The organism is Streptomyces sp. NPDC055078 (genome assembly GCF_053607985.1).
The window spans coordinates 1-23,198 of record NZ_JBSGUP010000060.1 but is presented as its reverse complement, the minus strand read 5'-3'; the positions used below and the strand labels follow the sequence as shown (position 1 = coordinate 23,198).

Annotated in this window: 19 protein-coding genes and 1 pseudogene; 15 read left to right on the top strand and 5 right to left on the bottom strand. The window is 72.4% G+C overall.

The window, feature by feature from the left end; all coding sequences use genetic code 11:
- Positions 1-283 precede the first annotated feature (283 nt).
- Positions 284-781: an ATP-binding protein gene (locus tag ACWF94_RS08215; protein WP_453485883.1), complete on the bottom strand. Its 498-nt coding sequence runs from the start codon at positions 779-781 to the stop codon at positions 284-286.
- Between the two features lie 239 nt (positions 782-1,020).
- The gene (locus tag ACWF94_RS08210; RefSeq protein WP_453485881.1) at positions 1,021-1,389 is read right to left on the bottom strand and encodes an STAS domain-containing protein; all 369 of its coding nucleotides are present in this window, start codon (positions 1,387-1,389) and stop codon (positions 1,021-1,023) included.
- Positions 1,390-1,735: 346 nt separating this feature from the next.
- Here ACWF94_RS08210 and ACWF94_RS08205 point away from each other — a divergent pair, with 346 nt between their 5' ends.
- The 8 genes from ACWF94_RS08205 to ACWF94_RS08170 all read left to right on the top strand — a co-directional run bounded on the left by ACWF94_RS08205 (position 1,736) and on the right by ACWF94_RS08170 (position 11,314).
- Positions 1,736-2,734, top strand: a complete 999-nt coding sequence (locus ACWF94_RS08205; protein ID WP_453485889.1) for a SigB/SigF/SigG family RNA polymerase sigma factor — start codon at positions 1,736-1,738, stop codon at positions 2,732-2,734.
- A 172-nt stretch (positions 2,735-2,906) separates the two neighbouring features.
- Positions 2,907-4,097, top strand: coding sequence for a DegT/DnrJ/EryC1/StrS family aminotransferase (locus ACWF94_RS08200; protein WP_453485887.1), 1,191 nt, complete (start codon positions 2,907-2,909; stop codon positions 4,095-4,097).
- The gene (locus ACWF94_RS08195) at positions 4,090-6,348 is read left to right on the top strand and encodes a lipopolysaccharide biosynthesis protein (RefSeq protein WP_453485880.1); all 2,259 of its coding nucleotides are present in this window, start codon (positions 4,090-4,092) and stop codon (positions 6,346-6,348) included. Before ACWF94_RS08200 ends, ACWF94_RS08195 begins: the two co-directional genes overlap by 8 nt.
- A gap of 74 nt (positions 6,349-6,422) precedes the next feature.
- Positions 6,423-8,381, top strand: a complete 1,959-nt coding sequence (locus ACWF94_RS08190) for a glycosyltransferase (protein WP_453485878.1) — start codon at positions 6,423-6,425, stop codon at positions 8,379-8,381.
- Positions 8,378-8,830, top strand: a complete 453-nt coding sequence (locus ACWF94_RS08185) for a hypothetical protein (RefSeq protein ID WP_453485877.1) — start codon at positions 8,378-8,380, stop codon at positions 8,828-8,830. Before ACWF94_RS08190 ends, ACWF94_RS08185 begins: the two co-directional genes overlap by 4 nt.
- A 35-nt stretch (positions 8,831-8,865) precedes the next feature.
- The gene (locus ACWF94_RS08180) at positions 8,866-9,930 is read left to right on the top strand and encodes a glycosyl hydrolase (protein WP_453485875.1); all 1,065 of its coding nucleotides are present in this window, start codon (positions 8,866-8,868) and stop codon (positions 9,928-9,930) included.
- A gap of 14 nt (positions 9,931-9,944) precedes the next feature.
- Positions 9,945-10,646, top strand: coding sequence for a helix-turn-helix domain-containing protein (locus ACWF94_RS08175; RefSeq protein ID WP_453485873.1), 702 nt, complete (start codon positions 9,945-9,947; stop codon positions 10,644-10,646).
- A gap of 113 nt (positions 10,647-10,759) precedes the next feature.
- Positions 10,760-11,314, top strand: coding sequence for a dihydrofolate reductase family protein (locus tag ACWF94_RS08170; protein WP_453485871.1), 555 nt, complete (start codon positions 10,760-10,762; stop codon positions 11,312-11,314).
- 59 nt (positions 11,315-11,373) lie between these two features.
- Here ACWF94_RS08170 and ACWF94_RS08165 read toward each other — a convergent pair whose 3' ends face one another.
- The 3 genes from ACWF94_RS08165 to ACWF94_RS08155 are packed head-to-tail and all read right to left on the bottom strand — an operon-like array spanning position 11,374 to position 14,745.
- Entirely contained in the window at positions 11,374-12,192 is an 819-nt protein-coding gene (locus ACWF94_RS08165; RefSeq protein WP_453485869.1) for a polysaccharide deacetylase family protein, read from the bottom strand.
- A complete protein-coding gene (locus ACWF94_RS08160) occupies positions 12,189-13,577 on the bottom strand; it encodes a glycosyltransferase (protein WP_453485867.1) in 1,389 nt (462 codons plus the stop codon). The genes ACWF94_RS08165 and ACWF94_RS08160 overlap by 4 nt, the downstream gene beginning before the upstream one ends.
- Before the next feature lie 49 nt (positions 13,578-13,626).
- Positions 13,627-14,745: a GNAT family N-acetyltransferase gene (locus tag ACWF94_RS08155; protein ID WP_453485865.1), complete on the bottom strand. Its 1,119-nt coding sequence runs from the start codon at positions 14,743-14,745 to the stop codon at positions 13,627-13,629.
- A 532-nt stretch (positions 14,746-15,277) separates the two neighbouring features.
- On the opposite strand from ACWF94_RS08155, the gene ACWF94_RS08150 reads away from it, so the two are divergent.
- The 7 genes and pseudogenes from ACWF94_RS08150 (at position 15,278) to ACWF94_RS08120 (ending at position 23,129) form a co-directional block, all read left to right on the top strand.
- Entirely contained in the window at positions 15,278-17,827 is a 2,550-nt protein-coding gene (locus ACWF94_RS08150) for an ATP-binding protein (protein WP_453485863.1), read from the top strand.
- Positions 17,824-18,270: a roadblock/LC7 domain-containing protein gene (locus ACWF94_RS08145; protein ID WP_453485861.1), complete on the top strand. Its 447-nt coding sequence runs from the start codon at positions 17,824-17,826 to the stop codon at positions 18,268-18,270. Before ACWF94_RS08150 ends, ACWF94_RS08145 begins: the two co-directional genes overlap by 4 nt.
- Entirely contained in the window at positions 18,267-18,626 is a 360-nt protein-coding gene (locus tag ACWF94_RS08140) for a DUF742 domain-containing protein (protein WP_453485860.1), read from the top strand. The genes ACWF94_RS08145 and ACWF94_RS08140 overlap by 4 nt, the downstream gene beginning before the upstream one ends.
- A 145-nt stretch (positions 18,627-18,771) precedes the next feature.
- A complete protein-coding gene (locus ACWF94_RS08135) occupies positions 18,772-19,503 on the top strand; it encodes a GTP-binding protein (protein ID WP_453485885.1) in 732 nt (243 codons plus the stop codon).
- A gap of 20 nt (positions 19,504-19,523) precedes the next feature.
- A pseudogene (locus ACWF94_RS08130) lies at positions 19,524-20,771 on the top strand (cytochrome P450); the annotation flags it as partial.
- 172 nt (positions 20,772-20,943) lie between these two features.
- Entirely contained in the window at positions 20,944-22,077 is a 1,134-nt protein-coding gene (locus ACWF94_RS08125; RefSeq protein WP_453485858.1) for a glycosyltransferase family 39 protein, read from the top strand.
- A gap of 170 nt (positions 22,078-22,247) precedes the next feature.
- Entirely contained in the window at positions 22,248-23,129 is an 882-nt protein-coding gene (locus ACWF94_RS08120; RefSeq protein WP_453485856.1) for an NmrA family NAD(P)-binding protein, read from the top strand.
- The last annotated feature ends 69 nt before the right edge of the window (positions 23,130-23,198 follow it).

Sequence of the window (23,198 nt, the reverse complement as noted above, 5' to 3'; positions counted from 1 at the left end):
GCCCGGGGATCGGCACCTAACTGCCGGGCGGTGTACGACCCGTGCCGGTCGGCTGCCGGGCCCGGGGCACCCGCCGGGCCCAGGTCACGCAGCGAGCCGGGGCACACAGCGGGCCGGGTCACCCGCCAGCCCCGGGGCACACAGCGAACCGGGTTACGCAGCGGGCCCGCGTCACGCGAGGACGGACCGGGCCACCAGGGGCACCCCGAAGGCCGCTCTCGTGGACGCCCCGATCTCCCCGAGGCGCACCAGGCCGCCGGCGCCCGAGCGACCCCGCCACCGGCTACCCGGGCGCCGCCAGTTCCGCCCACACCGTCTTGCCCGGTGCGCCCGTGACACGGACGACACCCCAGTCCAGGCAGAGCCGCTGGACGATGAACATGCCGTGGCCGCCCGGGCGTCCGGCCCGGTGCGGGGTGCGGGGGGCGGGGTGGCCGGTGCCTCGGTCGGTGACCTCAAGCCGCAGCACCTTGCCGTCGCAGCCGACCTTCAGCTCTTCGGGGCCCTCGGCGTGCAGACAGGCGTTGGTGACCAGTTCGGAGACGACCAGCAGCACGTCCTCGGCCGCCGCCCGGCGGTCGGCCGTGGCGGCGGGGAGCCAGCCCCAGTCGTACAGCGCCTGGCGGGTGAAGTCCCGGGCCAGCGGCACGATGCCGCTGGCACTGCCCAGGGCAAGGCTGCGCAGCGGCCCTGTCGGTGTCCCGGAGGAGGGGACGCCGCCGACGACGCTGTCCGGCTCGGGGCCGAGGTCGCCCGGCTGCTGCGGCCGGGTGGTGCTCATCAGCGCTTCACCTCACCGATTCACCAGTTCGCCATGTGATTCCACGTCACTGCTTCACGATCGCCGCATGCACCGCACGCGCCGCATGCCACGCCACTGCTCGTACTCAGAGTGCCGGACTTCCGGCGCTCCGCGGGGGCTCCGCGGAGGTTCTCCTGCCCGGCGAAGAGGTGACAACACTCACTACGCCGACAGCGGAGTTCCTGGCGCGATGGCCGGGCATATGCCTCGGGCCACCGTCAGCCGGACAGGGCGTCTTCCAGGGTCTCGTGCACGGTGAAGACCGCCTCCGCTCCGGTGATCTCCAGCACCCGGGCCACCACGGGCAGCATCCCGGCCAGATGGACCCCTCCCCCGGCGGCTTCCGCCTTCAGCCGGGCGGCGAGCATCACATTCAGCCCGGTCGAGTCGCAGAACTCCAGCCGCGAGCAGTCGATGACCAGCCGGGACCGCCCCTGCGCGAGCGCGCTCTCCAGAGGAGCGCTCAGCAGTTCGGCGGTGTGGTGATCCAACTCACCCGCCGGTTTCACCACTTCGCTCTCGCCCTCGGTCCGAACCTCGACCTGTAGCCGGCCACGGTTCGCGCTGCCGACCGTACCGCGGTCCATGTCCGACCCTCTTCGCCGTGCCACCGGCGGGCCCTCGCCCACGCGATGACGTCCACTGTGATGTCCGCCACCGGTCGTCCACCGCGATTTTCCGCGCCGTCCGCACCCGGTGACTTACGCCTGAACATTACGCCTTTCTCTACGGGCGCGGGCCACCGGAACTCCCCGCTAAATCAGGCATAAAGGACAATTACCACTTGCAGCCGTTCCAGTGAGCGGGTAGGTCTGTTAGGGAACACGAACGACACGAGACAACGACCGATCCACGACCGGCTTTGGAGGCGCCGCTCACCGCAGCGCAAGTATGGGCACCGGCAGCCATATGCCGAGAACGATGGAGGAGACCATGTCACCCCGGCTCGACGCACCGCGTATACCCACATCCGCGCCGTCGGCACCCGCACCCGCCACCACCGCGCCACAGGCTCCCCCCGCCACCGGCACGACTGTCCACCCAGCGGTTCCCGCAAACCTCGCCGCATGTCCGGACCCCGAGGTCCACGACAGCCCGGAAGGGCCGGCGAGCCCCGAGGGTCTGGAGGGTCTCCCCGAGATCCCGCCCTTCGAGGACGTGGCACCGCTCAGCGCCCGCGCGCTGTCCAAGACGCTCTTCGGCCGTCTCGAACTGCTCGAAGAAGGCACCCATGACCACGCGTACGTCCGCAACACCCTCGTCGAACTGAATCTGGCGCTCGTCAAGTTCGCCGCCTCCCGCTTCCGCTCCCGCAGCGAGCCGATGGAGGACATCATCCAGGTCGGCACCATCGGCCTGATCAAGGCGATCGACCGCTTCGAGCTGAGCCGGGGTGTGGAGTTCCCCACCTTCGCGATGCCGACCATCGTCGGCGAGATCAAGCGCTTCTTCCGCGACACCTCGTGGTCGGTACGCGTCCCGCGCAGGCTCCAGGAGCTGCGCCTCGACCTCGCGAAGGCCGGTGACGAGCTGTCCCAGCGGCTTGACCGCTCCCCCACCCCCGCCGAACTGTCCGACCATCTCGGCATCGGCACGGACGAGGTCGTCGAGGGCATGGCGGCGAGCAACGCGTACACCGCCAGTTCCCTGGACGCCCGCTCCGACGGCGACGGCGACGAGTCCGACAGCACCCTCGCGGACCGCATAGGCTATGAGGACCACGGGATCGAGGGCATCGAGTACATCGAGTCCCTCAAACCCCTGATTGCAAGTCTTCCGCCACGGGACCGTAAAATTCTGTCCCTTCGTTTCGTCGCCGGCATGACGCAGTCCGAGATCGGTGAGGAGCTGGGCATCTCTCAGATGCATGTCTCCCGACTGCTCTCCCGCACCCTGATCAAGCTGCGGAAAGGGCTGACGCTGGAGGAGTGAGCGGGGTACGCACGACCTGCCGGGACAGGGCCCCTTGCCGTCAGGGAGGGGCCCTCCCCCGTTATTGACGGGGCAGTCCGGATTGGTCCACATTGAGCGCGGGGTTAGTGGGGGGACAGCAATGGCTCTTGGGGAGGGCTGCCGGTCCGCGTACACAGCACTGGAAGAGCTGATGCGCCGACGCCTGGGCAGAGAATGTCTGTATGTACCGTCATGCCGTCTCGGGCTCTATGTGGCCCTGCGCCACTGGTGCCCGCCGGGCGGGCGGGTGCTGATGTCACCCGTCAACGACGATGTGATCTTCTTCGTGGTGCTCGCCGCCGGGCTGCGGCCCGTGCAGGCGCCGCTGCGGGCCGAGGACGGTTCCCTCGATGTCGCGGCCGTGCCCGACTCCGTATGGTCCGGGCTCTCCGCTGTGCTCACGACCAATCTGTACGGCAATCCCGACCCCGCCGACGAGCTGCGCGCCCGCTGCGACCGGCTGGGCATCCCGCTGCTGGAGGACGCGGCCCACGCGATCGGCAGCGAGGTCGGCGGACGGCCCGTGGGGAGCTTCGGCGACGCCTCGGTCTTCAGTCTCTCCAAGCACACCGGGGCCAAGACCGGCGGCTTCCTCGCCATCGGGGACCCGGCGCTGCGGGAAACGCTGGAGCGGGCCAGGGACGAACTCCTCCAGCCGGCCCGGCTGTCGGGCGAGCTGGCGTACGGTCTGCGGCCGTACGCCGAGGCGGGGGTCCGGGGGCTGCGGCTCACCGGAGCGGCCCGCGCCGCCCTGCGGCTGCTCGGTCTTGAGGAGCGCGAGGAGATCCGGATGCCGCTGCGGCCCGGTGAGCTGAAGGACGCCCTGGTGAACGCGCCCGCGCTGACGGACCTCAACTCCTGGATCCGGGTGGATATGCACGACTACCGGCGCAGACCGGGCGGCGTACGGCTGCGGCGCACCGAGCGGCTGCTGTCCCGGCTGGACGGCAGGCTCACCGCCTGCCGCGCGGGCACCCGGCGGCTGCTGGACTCGCGGTGGGCGCTGCCGGCCCCCGGGCCCGTACAGCCGCTGTTCCGGGTGCCGCTGCTGGTCGAGGACCGGAACGCGGCGATGGCGGCGCTCGCGCGGCACCGAATAACCACCGGCTATCTCTACGATCCCCCGCTCGACACCTATGCGGGCGAGGTCTTCACCGACCCGTCGCCCGCGCCCGATAAGGCCGCGTGGTTCGCCCGGCACGCACTGCCCGTCGACCCGCTCCGGGCGGATCAGGTGATGTCGATACTGCACGGCGCCGGAGTCCGGCCCGCACCCCCCGCACCCGCCACGCCCACCGCACCCGCCGCACGACCGCCGGCACAGGACGAGACCGGTGTCTGAGACCATGCGGCTGCGCAAGCCGTCCGATCTCGACCCCGGCAGTCCCACCGGCCCTTCCGGCCCCTCTGGGCAGGACGGCGAACCGGACGGGACGGCCGCCGACGCGGCGGCGGACTCCCACTCCAGCGACTCGATGTTCCGCAACGCCTACGCCCTGATGCTCTCCACCGGCGTCTCCGCCGCGCTGGGCCTCGGGTTCTGGCTCGTCGCGGCCCGCTACTACACCAAGGAGGCCGTCGGCGAGGGCTCCGCGGCCATCGCCGCCATGCGGCTGCTCGCGTCCATCACCGCGACCACGATGATCGGCGCGGTGGTGCGCTATGTGCCCAGGGCCGGGCGCTCCACCGGACCGCTGGTGTGGCGGACGTACGCGTTCAGTTCGCTGGTGGTCTTCGTCGCCTCGGTGGTCTTCCTGCTGACGCTCGATCTGTGGGGGGAGTCGTACGCGCCGCTCGCCGGGCTCTGGCCCGGGCTGTTCTTCATCGCGGCCTGTATCGGCTGGGCGCTGCTGACCCTTCAGGACGGGGTGCTGACCGGGCTGCGCAAGGCCGTCTGGGTGCCGGTCGGCAACGCCGTCTTCTCCATCGGCAAGCTGATCCTGCTGGCCGCGTTCGCGACCGCGCTGCCCGTGCTGGGCATCTTCGTCTCCTGGGCGGCGGCCATGGTGCTGTCCGTGCTGCCGCTGGCCTGGCTGATCTTCCGCAAGCTCATCCCCGGGCAGGCCGCCGCCGACCGCGACCGCGAACCGCCCCGGCTGAAGGAGATCGGCCGGTTCCTCGCGGGGGACTCGGTCGGCTCGCTGTTCTCGCTGGCGATGATCAATCTGCTGCCGGTGATGGTCGCCGTCCACTTCAGCGCCGAACACAACGGCTTCTTCTACATCGCGTACACCGTCGGCGGGACGATGGAGTTCATGGCCATCAACATGGCCTCGTCGCTGACCGCGCACGCCTCGCACAACCCCGAGTCGCTGGCCGCCGGGGTGCGCGGGGCGCTGCGGCGGATGGCGGTGCTGCTGGTGCCCGTCGTGCTGATCCTGGTCGCGTTCGCCCCGCAGATCCTCGCCCCCTTCGGCGCCGCGTACGCGGAGAACGGCACCACCGTGCTGCGGCTGCTGGCCGCCGCCGCGCTGCCGCGCGTCGTGGTCGAGCTGTACATCGGGGTGCTGCGCGTCCAGGGGCGTACGGGCATGCTCGCCGTTCTCCAGGGCTCGATGTGCGCCCTGGTGCTGGGCAGCGCCTCGATGCTGCTGGGCCCGGCGGGGATCGCCGGCGCGGGGTGGGCGATGCTGGGGTCGATGCTGCTGATGGCGCTCGTCTCCGCGCCCGGGCTGCGCGCCGCGCTCTCCACCCGCGAGCCCCGGCCGTCCCCGCTGGCCCGGCTGCTGCGCCGGGGGGCCGGGAGCGAGGTCGAGTACGGGACCAACTGGGCCCGCAAGGCCGCCGAGCGCCGTGAGGCGGCGGAGGAGTACGCCAAGGAGTACGGCGACGACTGGGCGCGGCAGACCATGTATCTGCGCGGGGCGCACGACGACACGGCCACCCCCGCCTTCGGCATCCCGATGTATGTGCCGACCCGGTCCAGGTCCGCCGAGGCCGGGGGCGCCGCGACACCGCCGCCGGAGCCGGCCTCGGTCTCCGATGTGGTCGAGGGGCGGATCGCGGCGACGCTGTGGTCGCTGCTCGGGCTGGCCGCCGTACTGTTCTGGGGGCCGCTGCTCAACGCCCCGGACGTCGGGCTCGACGGTCTGTCCGGCACCGAGCTGCTGAAGTCGCTGCCGCCGGTCACCGTCACCGCGGCCGTCCTGCTGATCGTGGTGCAGAGTGCCGCGCTGTCGCTCCTGCGCCCGCGCCCGGGGCTGCTGGGCACCGGGATGCTCCTCACTTTCGCCGCGCTGCACAGCGCGCCCGCCACCCTCGGCTGGGAACCGGAACCCGTCGAGGGCGCGTGGTACGAGACACTGGCGCGTCTCCTCGCGTCGGCCGGGGGGCTGGAGTCCACCGAGACGCTGCTGCGGTGGCTGCCGGCCGTCTGCCAACTGCTCTGCCTGGTCGCCGTCCTGGCGATCGTGCGGACGGCGGGGCTTCCGGTCGCCGCGCAGTGGGGTGCACTCTGGGTTCTCGCGGTCTGCGGCTGGGCGCTCCAGCGGTCGCTGGCACCGGTCGCGCTGCCGCTTCAGCTGGTCCTCACCTGTGTGGCGCTGGCACTCATCTGGATACGCGCGGCGCGTTCGACGCCGTCAAGGAACTGAGCTACCTGGGGTGAAGCGTGCAACATCCAGCCACTGAATCAGGGAGATCCGTGGCGCCCCCCGGAGGGACCCCCGTGGACCAGCCCACGGTGGGTCTCTCCGTCGCCGCGCTGCGCGCGGCCCAGGCGGCGCGTACCGGGGGCGCTGTGGGTTCCGAGGGAGCTGAGGGAGCCGAGGGTGGGGAGGCGATGGATCAGCCCACCATGAATCTGTCCGTGGCCGAGTTGCGCGCGGCGGTGACCGACCGGTCCCGCTGGGCCGGTTTCGCGCGCCTGGCGGCGCCGCTGGCGCTCGCCCTGGTGCTGTGGGCGGTCGGCGTGGCGACCACCGATGTCTCCGAGCTGAGCGACTACGGGCTCTTCGCCGAGCTGCCGGTCGTCTTCTGGGCCGGTCTGGTGGCGCTGACCGCCGGTTTCTGGTTCGTCGTCCGGGACCCCAGGCGAAGCAACTGGTGGCCGTTCGCGTACACCTTCGGTCTGCTGCTGATGGAGCGCGCCACCCAGGCGGTCGTCTACCCCACCCCGTTGTACTCCTGGGCGTGGAAGCACGACGCGGTCATCGAGCATCTGAACACGGCGGGCCGGCTCCAGCGCGGGGCCGAGCTGGGCGATATGGCCGTGTACGACCAGTGGCCCGGGTTCTTCGCCGCGCAGGCGGCGTTCGTGAAGCTCACCGGCGTGGAGAACGCGCTGACGTTCATGGCCTGGTGGCCGCTGTTCTCCAGTCTGCTGCTGCTCGCGCCGCTGCTGCTGATCTACCGCACCTTCACCCAGGACCGCCGGTTCATCTGGACCGCGGTCTGGATCTTCTACGCGGCCAACTGGGTCGGCCAGGACTACTTCTCGCCCCAGTCGCTGGCGTTCGTGCTGTATCTGGCCGTCATCGCCGTCGCGCTGCGCCGGGCCGAGCGGCCCGCGCGGGGCAGACGCTCCCGGCAGGTGGTGTGGATCGGGCTGCTGGTGCCGCTGATCGCCGCCATCGTGATCGCGCATCAGCTCACTCCGGTGATGCTGGCGGCGGCGCTCGGCGCGCTGCTGCTGATGCGGCGCTACCGCGACTGGACCCTGCTGCTCACCCTGATGCTGCTGTTCCTGTCCTGGAATCTGACCGCCGCTCTGCCGTATCTGCGCGAAGCCGTGCCCGACATGATCGAGTCGTTCGGCAAGGTGGCGTCCAACCTGGAGCGCGGATACGGGTCGAAGCCGACGGGCTCCGGGGCGCTGTTCGTGTCCTGGACCGCCCGGCTGCTGTCGGCTGCCGTGGTGATGCTCGCCGTCGTCGGGGTGTGGCGCGGCGGGAAGCTGCTGCGGCACCGGGCCCGGCCGCTGCTGCTGCTGGCGGGGGTCCCGCCGCTGCTGGCCATCGCCAATGGCTACGGCAGCGAAATGATCTTCCGGGTGCTGATGTTCATGCTGCCCGCGCTCAGCTTCTTCGCCGCCGCCGCGCTGCTGCCCCCGGCCCGGCCGCTGGCCGCCGAGCCCGGTGGCGCCGGGGCGCCCCGGCCCGCGAAGGGCATCCGTTACGGGCTGGTGCCCGCCGTGGTGCTGGTCACCCTCACGGCGCTGTTCGTGCCCAGCTACTCGGGCAAGGACCGGCTCAGCTACTTCCCGCCGGAGGAGGTGGCGCTGGTGCAGCAGGTGTTCGACAAGGCGCCGAAGGGTTCACTGGTCGTCGCCGCGCACCGCAACTACCCCCTCGCGTACGATTCCTACTGGAATGTCCAGCACTACTGGTTCCTCGACGAGCCCAAGGTCCATGTCGAGAAGATCCTCAAGGACCCGGCGGGCACCCTCGCCAGGGACATGGGATCGGTGGAACCACCCGGAAAGGCGTACTTCCTGCTCACCCGTGGCCAGCTAGCGAACTCCGAGATGAACGGCATGCTCACGGGCGACCAGCTCCGCTCCATCGAGAAGTCCGTCGCCGCGTCCCCGCTCTTCGAGCGGATCGGCCGCAATGAGGCGGGCGTCATCTACGAACTGAAGCGCGGCCCGGCCGCCCCCGAAGCCACGACCAAGGGGAGGACCTCATGACACCGCAGTCCCGTCAGACGATGGTTCTCCGGGTGCTGCCGTCCTTCGTGGGCTGGTGCGCCATCGGCGCCACCGCCCTGCCCGCGGCCTCCGTGCTGCGGTTCACGCCCGTCGCCCTGTTCCTGCTCGCCGGCCCGGGGGTCGCCGTACTGCGCGTCTGCGGCCCTGCCCTGACGCGCCATCGCGCCGTCAAGCCGGTGGAGAGCTGGGACGGCGGCTTCGAGCGTGACTCCGACCGACTGGAGCAGCTGATCCTCGTGATCACGCTGAGCCTGAGCGCCGCCGTCATCTGTTCCACCGCGCTGATCGCGGCGGAACAGTTCAGCGGTCTGCGCGTGCTCGCGCTGCTCACCCTGCTGACGATGCTCGCGGCCTGCTGTCCGCAACTGCCCGGTGGCAAGCACCGGGGGCACACGGCATCGCCACCCCAGAAAGGCCGACCTCTGTGATCCAGCCCCGACGCCCTGAACCAGGGGCGCCAGGCATGTCTCGCAGCCCGCGCGCCCGGCGGCGGCTGTGGACCCTGTCCGCGGCCGGCGCCGTCGCCGCACTGCTCGTGGGCGCCCTCGCCTTCCAGAACACCTCCGGCGACGACGAGAAGAACCCGGCGGACGACCCCAGATGCCGTGCCACGAAGCTGCTGGTCCCGGGGTGCGGCGCCTGGTTCGGCGCGTACGTCAGACACGAGAAGCCCGACCTTGAGGAGAAGGTCCTCGCCTACGAGAAGCGCATCGACCGCAAGCTGGACATCGTCTACACGTACCACGACATGTCCACCGACGGTCTGGAGGGCCAGCTCCTCACCGACCAGGAGAAGCGGGTCGGCGAGGACCGGATGCTGCTGCTCTCCTGGGAGAGCATGTGGTGGGGCGGCACCAAGGCGCAGCAGCCGAGGTGGGAGCAGATCGCCTCAGGTTCGCTCGACAGCACCGTGATCGACGTCCAGGCCAAGCGGATCAAGAAGTACGGGAAGCCGGTCTTCCTCTCCTTCGACCAGGAGATGGATCTGCGGGTGCCGGCCAACGGTACGCCCGCGCAGTACGTGGCCGCGTACCGGCACATCCACGACCGATTCCGTGAGCTGGGCGTCACCAATGTGGTGTGGACCTGGACCATCACCGGTTACGCGGGCAACAACGCGCTCTTCCCGCAGCTGTACCCGGGCGACAAGTACGTCGACTGGGTCAGCTACAACCAGTACAACTACTACAAATGCCACAAGACGAAGTGGCTGACCTTCGAGCAGACCCAGACCGCGGCCCACGCCTGGATCCGCAAGAACATCTCCGCCACCAAGCCGATGATCCTCTCCGAGTTCGGCACGGCCGACGAGCCCGCCAACCCCTCCATGCAGGCGGACTGGTACAAGGAGGTCCCCCGCGTGGTGAAGGGCCTGGAGGGCGTCAAGGGGGCCCTCCAGTGGAACTGGCGCGACCCGGGCCCGCACTGTGATCTGTCGCTCGCCCGCGACGAGTCCTGGAAGGCCCTGAAGCAGGCCGGCGCCGACCCCTACTTCAACCAGAACCTGCCACCGGTGATCACGGACTGAGGGGAGGGACCGGGTTGGAGCTGGCGATCGAGAGCCGGGCGTCGGAGCTGCCGTACATCGAACGGGTGTGGCGCAGCCGCAGCGATGGCGCCGGCCGGATGATGTCCGTGGCGACCTCGCACTGGGAGCTGGTGTTCTGGGAGCGGCTCGGGCAGGTGTGGGCGGCCGTGCAGGGGCCGGAGCCGAGTGCCTCGCGGGCGCCGGTCCCCGGGGACGCCGCGTTCTTCGGGATCACTTTCGCGCTGGGTACGTCGATGCCGCACATCCCGGTCAGCGGTCTGGTGGGCGGCAGCGCGGCGATCCCCGATGTGACGCGGCGCTCGGTGTGGCTGAAGGGCTCCGCCTGGCACGTCCCCGGCTACGACAACGCGGAGGCGTTCGTCCGGCGGATGGTGCGCGAGGGCATCGTGGACCTGGACCCGGTGGTGCCCGCCGTACTCGGCGGCGCCCGCCCGGACGTCTCGGAGCGCACCCTGCAACGGCGCTTCGTCGCGGCGACCGGCCTGACCCGGGGCGCCGTCCGGCAGATCCACCGCGCCCGCCGGGCGGCGGTGCTGGTCCAGGAGGGCGTGCCAGCCCAGGAGGTCGTGCACCGGCTGGGGTACTTCGACCAGCCGCATCTGGCGCGGTCCCTGAGCAGATACGTCGGGCGGACCGCGACCGAGCTGACCGCGCCGGACCCGGCGGAGCCACTGTCGCTTCTGTACAAGCCCTGACGTCCGGCGCGCGCCTACTGTTCCTGATGTGGCCGAAGGGGCCGACCGGGCGGGACCGGAAGGCCCGGGACTCATCCGGGACCGGAAGGCCCGGGACTCATCAGGGAGGAATCATGCGCAAGGTTGTTTCGGGTCTGTTCGTCTCGCTCGACGGTGTCGCCGAGTCGCCGGACCAGTGGCAGTTCGCGTTCGACGAGGAGATGGGCGCGGCGCTGACCACCACGCTGGAGACCGCCGACACGATCCTGCTGGGCCGGGTGACGTTCACCGAGTGGGCCGGGTACTGGCCGACGGTGACCGACGGCGAGGACGCCGGTTTCGCGCGGTGGATCAACAGCTCGCCCAAGTACGTCGTCTCGTCGACCCTGGACAGTGTCGACGACTGGGGGAACAGCACCCTCGTCAAGGGTGATCTGGCGACCGCCGTCCAGGAGCTGAAGGCGGGCGAGGGCAAGGACATCACCGTCGCGGGCAGCCCGACGCTGGTGCGCTCGCTGCTGGAGCGGGATCTGCTGGACGAGCTGGTGCTGCTGATCCACCCGGTGGTGGCCGGCGAGGGGCGCAAGAAGCTGTTCGCCGACGACGCGGCGCTGAAGAAGCTGGAGCTGGTGAGCGCCGTGCCCACCAGCAGCGGGGTGATCATCGCGACGTACCGCCCGGCGCGCTGAGCCGACCGGAAGACGGACGGGGGGCGTACCGGGGCCGCCGGGAGGCGGACCGGGCGGGGTCAGCCCGCGAAGACCGGGCCCTTCAGCAGGGCGCGGGTCTGGCGGTAGAGGCGCCAGCCGACGGTCTGGAGGGAGTCACGGAACGGCGCGACGGGGGCGCCCCGGCCCTCCATCCAGGACTCGATGTCGGCGACCGTGTGCGTACGGCGCAGAATGAGCCGGGCGATGCGGTACGCCTCGTCGGTCTGCGAGCTGAGGGCGTGGCGGACCGCGACGGCGGAGACATAACCCTCGCGCAGTGCCGCCTTGCGCACCCGGCGGCTGTTGTAGCCGTGCGGGTAGGCGAGGTGGGTCACCTCATGGCCCAGCTCGTCCTCCAGGGCCTTCTTGGGCTCGCGCAGCTCATGGCGGAGTGCGGCGGCCGGAAGGGTGTCGAGCTGGGGGTGGGTGTCGGTGTGCGCGCCGACCTCCATGCCGTACTGCTCAAGCAGCGGCACCTGGGAGAGCGTCATCATCGGGGCCGGAGGCAGCAGACTGCGCCGGCCAGGGGTGATCGCCCCGGTGGTCAGATACGCCGTCGAGGGCAGCGACCGCGCGGCGAGCGCCTCGGCGGTCGGCCCCGGCAGATCGGCGAACCCGTCGTCGAAGGTGAGGATCACCGGCCGCTCGGGCAGCGGCTTCCCGCCCGCGAGATGCGTGGCGAGAGCGCTGATCCGCACGGGGGTGCGCCCGCTGGCGACCACGGCGTCGAGCTGGGCGGCGAAGTCCCTCGGGGTGACGGTGAACTCCGCGATCCACTCCGGCGGATCGTCCATGACGGCGTGGTACAGCAGGACGGGGATACGGGGCGCCCTCGCCCGGCTGCCGTCGTCGGTCATCTCATTTCCTTCCTGTCCCACGGCAGGGGTACGCCCCTCACTCGCCGCCGTGCCTTCACGTATCCGATCGGCCCTGCCAGCATGCCCCGCCGTTCCAGCCGTGAGAGATGACGCGGCCAGGGGTAGTCCTGTGCGCCGTGGGCACCGGGGACGGCAGCGTCGCCGGATTCACGGTGAGCGGTGATCGTACGGGCATGTGCGAGCCCGCGGGGCAGTTTCCGCAGCAGCGCGGGGAGCATCGCCGGGCGGCGGACGAGCAGGGCCGTGAGATACGCGGTGAGTCCGGCCCCGTATCCGTACGCCTGGTTGGTCAGATCCTGCCAGGTCTCACGGTGGTGGTGCCAGACCAGGGCCTCGGGCGAGTAGCGCAGCCGGTGTCCGGCGGCGAGCACCCGGACGAAGGCGTAGAGGTCGTCGCCGCCCCTGGCGGGGGTGCCGGTGCCGGTGGCCGGGTCGAAGCCGCCGACGGCCCGCAGCGCGTCGGCGCGGAAGGCCATATTGGCTCCGGAGCCGAAGCTCCCGGCGGTGAAGGGGAAGAGCGGCTCGTCGGCGGGCGGATCGGCCGGGTCGTAGAGGCGCGGTGCGAACCCCTTGGCGAAGCCGCCGTGGCTCTCCAGCAGGATCTGCGCGGGGGTGCCGAGCTTCGCGGGCAGGATCAGCCCCGTCGTGCAGCCGAGGCCGGGGTCGGTGGCGAAGGGCGCGGTGAGGGCGGTGAGCCAGTGCGGGTCGGCGATGACATCGTCGTCGGTGAAGGCGATGACCTCGCCCCCGGCGACGGCGACCCCCCGGTTGTGCGCGATGGCGAGCCCCGGCACGGACTCGCGCACATAGCGGACCCGGCCCGCGTACTTCCCCTCGACCAGGTCCTCGGTGGCGCTGGTCGCGGGCGCGTTGTCGACCACGACGATCTCGAAGTCCGGGTGGTCCTGCGCGAGCAGCGAGTCGAGCGCGCGGGCGAGCTGGTCGGCGCGCTCGCGGGTGGCGACGACCACACTGGTCCGGGGCGGCGCGCTCTCCCCCGGTCCCGCCGGCTCCGGCGAGCCGCCCCGGGCGAGCAGGGCGCGGGCCTCGGCGGCGACGGCGTCGGCCGCGTTCTTGCCGGGCGGGACCCGGCACACGATGGTGGCGACGGGGCGTCCGCGCAGCCGCACCAGCGCGTAGACATCGCCGCCGATGCCCGAGCCCGAGCCGGAATCGGTACCAAAACCGGTGCCGGTGCCTGCGCCAAGGCCGGTGCCCGTGCCTGCGCCAAGGCCGGTGCCCGTGCCGGAGACGGAGCCTGAATCGGTGCCGACGGCGGGGCCGAAGGCCAGGACGGCGCCCTCGGGCCCGTCCAGATCGAGCTGGGCGACCTGGATGGGCGCGAGTTCGGGTGGGTTGTTCATACGATTTCCTTGCGTGAATGGAGCGTACGGCCGGTCGGTGCCCAGGCCGTCAGTTGCCGCGCAGCCGGGCGATCCGGTTGAGCGCCTGCCGCGCGTATCCGGCCAGCCGTGGTCTGCCGCGTACGAAGCCGTGGGCGCGGCGGGCGGGTTCCCGGCTCAGCCGGTACAGGGCGGCTCCCGTGCCCGGCCGGGTCGAGAAGCCTTCGCGGACCCGCAGCCGGCCGGTTTTCAGGGAGTCCTTGTACTCGGCCGCCCCCCGGCCCATGTCGAGCATTCCGATGCCTTCCGCCGCCGCGGACCGAGCCATCCGCAGGTGCAGTATCAGCCCTGGTGAGTATTTCGCGAATTCCGGGTCGTACGCCGGAAACCAGCAGGAGAGCACGGTGCGCGAGCGGAGGCCGAAGTGGGCAGCCACCGGCCGCCCGCCCGCGTAGAGCACGGAGAGCACTCCGGAGCAGCCGGGGGCGCGGGTCTCGTGCAGCAGCCGTACGAGGGTGACGATCCACTCCTTCGCGAACCGGTCGCGGCGGCCGGTTCTTCGGTACTGCGCGGACTTCCACTCGATCAGGGTGCGCAGCGCCGCGGGGTCGCGCTCGTCGAAGACGAACCGCACCTCGCCCTCCTGGCGGCCGAGTCTGCGCTCCTTGGCGAGGGTGGTCCTGAGGAACTTGGGCGACTGGGTCCGCAGCGTCTCCTCGTATGCCTCGTACCCCTCGCCGACGTCGATGACCGGGGAGTCGAACTCCTCGGAGGCGGCGGGTTCGAAGAGTTCCTGGCCCGCTTCGAGATTGTCGAACTCCCAGGTGGCCAGGGAGCAGGCCCCCAGCAACTCCCGGCTGGTGATCTCCAGGCCGGGGCGCAGGACCGCGCCCTGGCAGTCGGAGACACCGAGGCCGATCGCCCGCCCACGGCCGAGCGGACCGCGCTCGTACGGGAAGAATCCGGCCGCCTCGCCGTCCTGCCAGAGCACCGCGACCCGGGCGGCGGGCCGGACCCGGCCGACGGTGAGGGTGAATTCGGGCTCCATGAAGGGACTGGCGGGCGAGCCGGTCTTGGTACGCAGCTCGCGCCATGACTCTATCTCGCCGTCGTCAAGCTCATCGGGCTTCACCACACGGATGTGCACACCCTGAACGCGCGCACCACAATTCTTCACACCGCTCACCATGACCCCCCGGTCCGTCCCCCAGTGCACTGTCCCCGGAAGGACGGTACCGGCCGCTCAAGCGGCTGGGTAGGCACCCCAGCCCATCTTGTGGCGGATTCGTGAAGATGAGGAAAGACGAAGGTGAGACGACGGGGAGACGAAGGGGAAACGACGAGGGACAGGAGATGCGAGGTGCGGGTGATACTCATGTGGCGGGTGGGCCTACCATGAATCCGGGTGCGGCGCAGCACCAATCTCATGTGAGTTGGCCAACTGATATTCGAACGTGCTCTGTTGATCGTAGGATTCTGACTGCTCCCGATCCCCAACGGGAGTCCGGTGTGTCCTGGTAGGGCGCAGTCTTCGTGAAGGGCTCGGTCTTCGTGGTCGTGGTCTACAGAAGCGTCGTGTCGAGCCGATCGGGCGGATCGCAGCGATCGAGCCGATCGGGCGGGACGAGGCGATCGTGGTGAGCCGGGCCGGTCAGTGCCCTCCGGCCGCGCACGGCGAAGCGGCGACGGGCGGCATATCCAGGAGCACGCGGACCGGTCCGGTGGTGTGGTGGCCCCTCGCCGGGCTCCTCGCCGTCGCGGCGGGCGCCTATCTCACCCACCGCTACACCGGCACGGAGTTGCGCCAGACCCTGGCCTGGGCGTGCGCCGCCGTCGCGGTACTGGCGCTCTGCTGGGCGCTGACGCTGTTAAGGCTGCTGCGGATCGAGCGCTCCCGGCACGGCGCGGACCGCCGTACCGCCGACGCGCGGGCCGCCGAGATCGCGCATCTCGCGGCCGTCCGGCTGCCCGCCGTCGCCGAACGGCTGCGCGCGGGACAGCGGCTGGACACGGTGCCCGGACAGCTCTCGCCGACCGCCGACATCGGCGAGGAGTTCGAACGGGCGCTCGACGTGATCATCGAGGCGGTCGGCTCCGAGGACGCGGTGCGCCGGGAGCGCGGCCTGCGGGACTCCGTCCAGGCCGCCTTCGAGTCCGTCGCCCGCCATATGCACGCCATGGCCACGGTCCAGCAGCAGGTACTCGACCGGGTCGAGCAGAGCATCGAGGACCCCCGGCTGATGGCCGAGGTGATGCAGGCCGACCACGCCGCCGCGCAGCTGACCCGCAAGGCGCAGACCCTGCTGGTGATGTGCGGCATCTGGCCCGCCCGGCGGGAGACCCGGCCGGTCTCGCTCTACGACTGTGTACGGGCGGCGCAGTCCCGGATCGTGGAGTTCACCCGCGTCGAGGTGCACGGCGGACAGACGCTGTACGTGGTGCCGCCCGCCGTCGAGGGCCTGATGCACGCCGTCGCCGAACTGCTGGAGAACGCCACCGAGTTCTCCCCCTCCCGCACCCAGGTCATGGTCACCGTCCGCGAGGTGGGCTCGGGTGCCGTGGTGGAGATCGACGACGCGGGCCTCGGGATGCCGCCGGACGTACTGCGGCAGTCGACCGCCCGGCTGCGCGACGAACTGGATCTGGCCCAGTTGGGCGCGGTGCCCCGGCTGGGGCTCGCCTGTGTGGGGCGCTGGGCCAGGGAACTGGGGTTCACCGTCGAGCTGACGGGTGCGTCGGCGTACGGGGGGACGCGGGCGGTGGCCTTCGTGCCCTACCGGCTGCTGACCGAACCGCTGTCGCACTTCCCGGGCCGGCGGGGGGCCGGGGCGCTCCGGCAGGGCTCCCAGGAGCCCCGGGAGCCCCGGGAGCGCCAGGAGCCACGGGAGCGCCAGGAGCCACGGGAGCCGCGGGAGCCGCAGGTGGCTGCCTGGGCTTCGGGGGCGCGGCCCCCGACACCGTACGGCGCCGGGTCGTACCCGGTGGACACCCGGAGCACCGGCACCCACCGGGCGGCTGCCCGGGAGACGCGGGCCACCCCGGGGCAGTACTCCGGGGACACGCTGAGCACCGGCACCGGCGCACCGGCCGGGACGATGGATACGCACACGGCCACGGTGACCACAGGTCCGCGTACCCCGGCCGACCGGGCCGACCGGGCCGGTGGGAGCACCGGGGCACCGGGGACCGGCGAGGCACACCCCGGGGAGCCCGGACACCCGGTGACCCGGGCCCGGGAGTCCTACCCGGCGGCCCGGACCCGGGGCGGCCACTCCCGGGCTCACGGCCCCGACCCGGTCGCCCCGGGTGCGTACGCCGAAGGGGCCGGGGCCATGGGGGCGCGGCTCTCCGAGTCCCGCCCCGTGGACCGGAACCCGGGAGCGCGGCAGCACGGCACGTACCCCGGTGGGACCGGGGACGCCGGGGCGCACGCCTCGGGCCCGTACCCCCCGGAGCAGACCCCAGGAGTACGCCGGCCCGGCACCCACCCCGGCATGCGCTCGGGCACACACCCCAGCGCACACCCAGGCACACACACCGGAACACACCCCGACGCGACCGAGCACACCGGAACACCGGACCGGAACACCCACTGGGACGCCGGGGCCCGCACCCCGGGCTCGTATCCGGGGGACCGGGGAGCGGGCGGACCGGCTGCCGGGGAGCCGGGTCCGGCGGGCGGTGCCGGGGCGTACGGAAGCGCGCGCCAGACCGCCGGGGCCGGGCGGCGGACGGCCCAGCTCCCCGAGCCGGAAGCCGCCGACGGCTACCGGGGCGGGACCTTCGCCGCGTACCGGGAGACGACACAGCACTCGACCGCCGCCGGTGATCCGGGCGGGGGCGCGGCCTCGTACGGCGGTGCCCAGCACTTCACCGCGCATCTCACCTCCGCCGCCGCGCCCGCCCCCGCGCAGGGTGGTGACCGGCAGTGGACCGCGCCCGGGGCGCTGCCCCGCCGTCGCAGCAGGCGCGGGGCCGCCGTGGAGGCGGCGGCCCAGCAGGCGCTGCAACCGCAGCCGGCCGCACCGGCACCGCCCGAAGGACCCGACTGGACGCCGGAGGCCGCGCGGGCGTCGATCGCCAATGTGGTGTCCGGGTCGCGCCGCGGCCGGGCCGCCGTCGCGGAGGCCAGGTCGAACCGGCCCGACCGGACCGACCGGCAGGAGCGGACCGACCGGACCGATCGACCCGAGCGGACCGACCGGACCGGCCATCCCGATGCGCCCGACCGACCCTCAGCATCCGAACCGCACCCTGGAGGCCGGCCATGACCGGAACCATCACCCGACTCCCCGACCTGGGCTGGATGCTCCGCCCGCTGACCGAGATGCCGGGCGTCCGGCACGCCGTCGTGGTCTCCGAGGACGGGCTGCGGCTCGGCCACGCCTCCGCCGAACGGCTCACCGGGCCCGTCGCCGCGCTCAGCGTCGGCGAGGCCGAGTCGCTGTCGGCGGCCTGTGCCGCGATGAACATGACCGGGCGTTCCACCGCGGCGCTGCTGTTCGGCCGGGGCGCGGGCGTACGTCAGCTGATGCTGGAGTCGGAGCACGGCTTCGTCCTCTTCACCCACGCCGGGGTGGGCGCGCATCTGGGAGTGGCCACCGACCCGGGGGCCGATGTCGGTCTGGTCGCACAGCAGATGCAGCTCCTGGTGGCGAAGATAGGCGCACACCTGGGCAGCAAGCCACGGGATCCGGTGACCGATTCCTCATGACGGACCGTCCGGCGGAACGGACCCCCTCGGCGGTACGCCCCTATGTGATCACCAGAGGACGTTCGGAGACCGGCGGCGAGCCGCTGGCCTGGGAGACGCTGGTGATGGCCACCGACGCCGCCTTCCCGCCGTCCCTCCAGCCGGAACACCATACGATCCTGACGCACTGCCAGGGCCTGCTGTCCGTCGCCGAGGTCGCCGCGCACCTCGGCCAGCCGCCCTCGGTCGTGCAGGTGCTGCTCTCCGACCTCATCGACTGGGGTCTGATCGTGATCCGCCCGCCCATCCCGCCGGCCGAGCACACCGATGTGACCATGCTCAGAAAGGTCCTCCATGGTCTCGAAAGCCGACTCTGACGCCCAGGACCGGGCGCCGGAGCCCCCGGACCCGCACATAGCGCGCGGCCGGGGGCGCGAGGAGAATCCCCGGCCGGACATCGCTGCGGCCGTGGACATTCCTGCGGCCGTGGACAGCGTTGTCGCCGTGGACAGAGCCGGGGCCATGAGCCCTCATCCGGCGAGGGACACGGACGCTCCGGCGAGGGACGCGGACGCCGTTCCCGTCACCGACGGCGACAGCGCCCCGCGCGGCCCGGCGGCCCATTCGGGCAAGTACGTCAGCTCCGATGTCGCGGGGGCGGCCAAGATCCTGATCGTCGGCCCGCTGGGAGTCGGCAAGACCACGTTCATCCGGACCGTCTCGGAGATCAGACCGCTGTCCACGGAGGAGGTGATGACCCAGGCGGGCGCGCGCGCCGACAACGTTGTGGAGAGCGGGAAGATCACCACCACCGTCGCCCTGGACTTCGGCCGGATCACCATCGACGGCGCACTGGTGCTCTATCTCTTCGGCACCCCCGGCCAGCAGCGGTTTCTGCCCGCCTGGCGGGAGCTGGCCCGGGGCGCGCTGGGGGCGCTCGCCCTGGTCGACACCCGCGATCTGGCCGCCTGCTTCGACGCGCTCGGCAATCTGGAGGAGATCGGGGTGCCGTTCGCCGTCGCCGTCAATGTCTTCCCCGGCGGCCCCCGGCACGAGGAGGCGGAGCTGCGGGCGGCGCTCGACCTGCTCCCCGAGACCCCGCTGGTGGCCTGCGACGCCCGTGACCGGCGCTCCTCGGTCCGGGCGCTGATCGCCCTCCTCACCCAGTTGCTCAGCTCCGCGGCGAACCCGCCCGCCGTCCCCAGCACCAGCACCAGCGCCGTCACCACCGCCGCCGCCACGGAGTCCTCATGACCCAGCCGCTCCCGCCCGCCATGTCCCCCCGCCCGGGGACCAGGACCGGCGACGCCCAGGACCCCGGCACCGCGCTGTACGCGGCGGAGCTGGACGGCGACTCCCTGCCCGCGCTCTACGAGGAACTGCGCCGCGTACATGGGCCGGTCGCCCCGGTGACCATCGCGCCCGGGGTCGGGGCCTGGCTGGTCATCGGCCACCGTGAGCTGCTCCGGCTCACCCGCGAGGAACAGGACTTCTCGCACGACCCGCGCCGCTGGACCCTGCTGCGCGAGGGCCGGGTGCCGCCCGACTCACCGCTGCTGCCGATCGTCGGCTGGCGGCCCGCGCTGCTGTTCACCGACGGACAGCAGCACCGCCGGATGCGTACGGCCGTGTCGGACGTCCTGGCCGGGATCGACGGGCATGAGCTGCGCCGCGGCATACGGGCCGAGGCGGAGCTGCTGATCGCGTCGTTCGCGGGGCGGCGCGAAGCGGATCTCGTACCGGAGTACGCCCGGCGGCTGCCGCTCCAGGTCGTCGTCGGCCTGCTCGGTCTGGACGAGCCCACCGGGGAGCAGCTCGGGCACGCCGTCCTCGGTATGACGGCGGCCAACGCGGTCTCCGTCAACGCCGCCGAGCGGCTCGACGCGATCCTCATCGCGCTGATCCGGCGGAAACGGCACCGGCCGGGCCCCGATCTCACCTCGGCCCTGCTGCACCACCCGGCGCGGCTCACCGACGAGGAGGTGCAGCACAACCTGATGGTGATGTTCCTCGCGGGCCATCAGGCGACCGTGAACTGGCTCTCCGCCACCCTCCGCGTCCTGCTGTGCGACCCGGCGTTCCGCTCCTCCCTCGCGGTGGGGCACCTCAGCGTGGACGACGCGCTCGATCTGGTGCTGTGGCGGCAGCCGCCCGCGCAGCACCTGCCCGCGCGGTACGCCACCCGGGACATGGAGTTCGGGGGTCGGCGCATCCGCACGGGGGACATGCTGCTCCTCGGGCTGGCGGCGGCCAACCGGGACCCGGGCGTACTGCCCGACAACGGGGTCCCGGTGACCGGGAACCGTTCGCATCTGTCGTTCGGCGCGGGCCCGCACGCCTGTCCGGCACAGGACCCGGCCCGGCTGATCACCCGTACCGCCGTGGACACCATCCGGCACCGGCTGCCCGATCTGGAACTCGCGGTGCCGGAGTCGGAGCTGGCCTGGTCCAGAACGCCCTGGAGCATCGGGCTCGCGGCGCTGCCGGTGCGGTTCACCGAGCCGCAGTTGCCCCGGCCCGCCTAGCCTTCCCGGGGCTCCGCCCCGAACCCCGCGCCTCCATCGCCGGCCGGGCTGGTTTGGCCGCCCCGGGAGCCCCGGGCCGGGGCCGCCGCTGCGGTGGCGGTGGGTAGGCTGGCCGGGCGTTGTCAGTCGCCCCCGGTCCCTGCCGGTCGCCCCCGCAAAGGATCCCGGCATGCCGCTCGACCGGTCGGAACCCCATTCCGGGTCGCTCCGGCGCGTACGCCCCGCCCTGCTGCTGTACGTGGCGGTCCGCGCCCTGTGCCTGGCCGTCCTCTTCCTGTGGGCGCACCTCGCCGACCGGGACGCCTGGCAGTTGCTCTCCGCCCGCTGGGACTCCCTGTGGTACGCGCGGGTCGTGGAGCACGGATACGACTTCACGCTCACCGCGCCCGATGGCCGGGTCCTGTCCGATATGGCCTTCTTCCCGCTGCTGCCCTGGCTGGAGGAGGCCCTTGGGGCGCTCACTCCGCTCGGTCCCGGCGGTGCGGGCGTCGTCATCAGCGCGGTCGCTTCGGTCGCGGCTGCCTGGGGCATCTTCCTCGTCGTCGGCGAGATCTCCGACCGGCGTACGGCGCTGTTCACCGTCGCCCTCTGGGGCGCGCTGCCCGTCTCCGTCGTCCAGTCGATGGCGTACAGCGAGTCCCTGTTCACCGCCCTGGCCGCGTGGGCGCTGTACGCGACCGTACGGCGGAACTGGCTCGCCGCCGGGCTGCTGGCCGCGCTCGCGGGTCTGACCCGGCCGGTGGGACTGGCGGTCGCGGCGGCCCTGTGGGTGGCGGCGATCGCCGTCTGGCGGCGGGAGCCGGGGGCCGACCGGAAGCGGCTGCTGCTCGGTATGGCGGTCGCCCCGCTGGGCGCGGCCGGATATGTCCTGTGGGTGGGCGGCAGGACCGGGAGCCTCTTCGGCTATCTCGATGTACAGGCGGCGTGGGGCAACGGCTTCGACGGCGGGGCCGCCTTCGCCCGCTTCATCGGCGAGCGCCTGTTCAGCCCGGCCTTCCCCGCCGGGATCGGTCTGCTGGCGGGGGTCGCCGCCGTGCTGTGGCTGTACGGGAAGGGCGTCCGCCAGGGCCAGCCGCCCGCCCTGCTGACGTACTGCGGGATCGTCGTCGCGCTGGCGCTCTGCTCGTCCGGGTACTTCGGCTCCAAGCCGAGGCTGCTGATGCCCGCCTTCCCGCTGCTGATCCCCCTCGCGGTGGCACTCGCGCGGGCGAAGGCGGCGGTGGCGTGGTCGGTCGTCGGCGGTGCGGCGGCGGTGGCGGCGGTGTACGGGGCGTTCTGGCTGCACGGCTCCGGCCCGCCGTGAGGCCGCGCCGCCCCGGGACGGCGCCGCTGTGGGGTACCGCGCCGGGTGCGGCCCCGCCGTGCGGCTGCGGAGCCGTCGCGGCTGACCGACACTGACCCTCGTAGGCCATGGCCATCACCGCCCCGTCACCCAGCACCCGGCACCACCCCTGTCGCCGGAGAGGACACCCCATGCCCCCTGTCATCGCCGTCACCGGAGCCAGCGGCCGTATCGGCGGCCGGGTCGCCCGCCGGCTCGCCGAGCGGGGAGCCGCGCCCCGGCTCATCGGGCGGAACCCGGCCCGGCTGCCCGGCATCCCCGGCAGTTCGATCGCCCCGGCCGCCGGGTACGGGGACAGCGAGGCGATGCGGCGGGCCTGCGACGGCGCGCGGACGCTGTTCCTGGTCTCCGCGCACGAGTCGCCCGGCCGGGTGCGGGAGCAGATGACGGCCGTGGACGCGGCCGTGGCGGCGGGTGTGGAACGGGTCGTGTACGTGTCGTTCCTGGGGGCGGGACCCGACGCCACCTTCACCTTCGCCCGCGACCACTGGCACACCGAGGAGTACATCCGGGCCGCCGGGCCGCGCCACACCTTTCTGCGGGACAGCTTCTATCTCGCCGCGCTCGCGGGGATGGCGGGCCCGGACGGGGTGATCCGCGGGCCCGCCGGTGAGGGGCGCGTCTCGGCCGTCGCCCACGACGACATCGCCGACGCGGCGACGGGGGTCCTGCTGGACGGCGACGAGAGCCACAGCGCCCACGACGGGATGACCTACGAGCTGACCGGCCCGGCCGCGCTCTCCCTGGCGGAGGCGGCCCACGAGCTGAGCCGGTTCGCCGGGCGCGAGATCACCTATGTGGCCGAGAGCGAGGACGAGGCGTACGCCTCACGGGCCGGTTACGGCGCCGAGGAGTGGGAGGTGACCGGCTGGGTCACCTCGTACGAGGCGATCGCGGCCGGGGAGATGGCGGCGGTCTCGGACGCCGTCGCCAAGCTCGCGGGCCGTCCCGCGACGGGCTTCGCCCAGTTCCTGCGCGAGAACCCGGACGCCTACCGGCACCTGCGCCCGTGACCGCGCCCGTGACTGCGTACCCCCTGGCTACCGGCACCTGCGCCCGTGACCGCGCGCGCCCCCCTGACC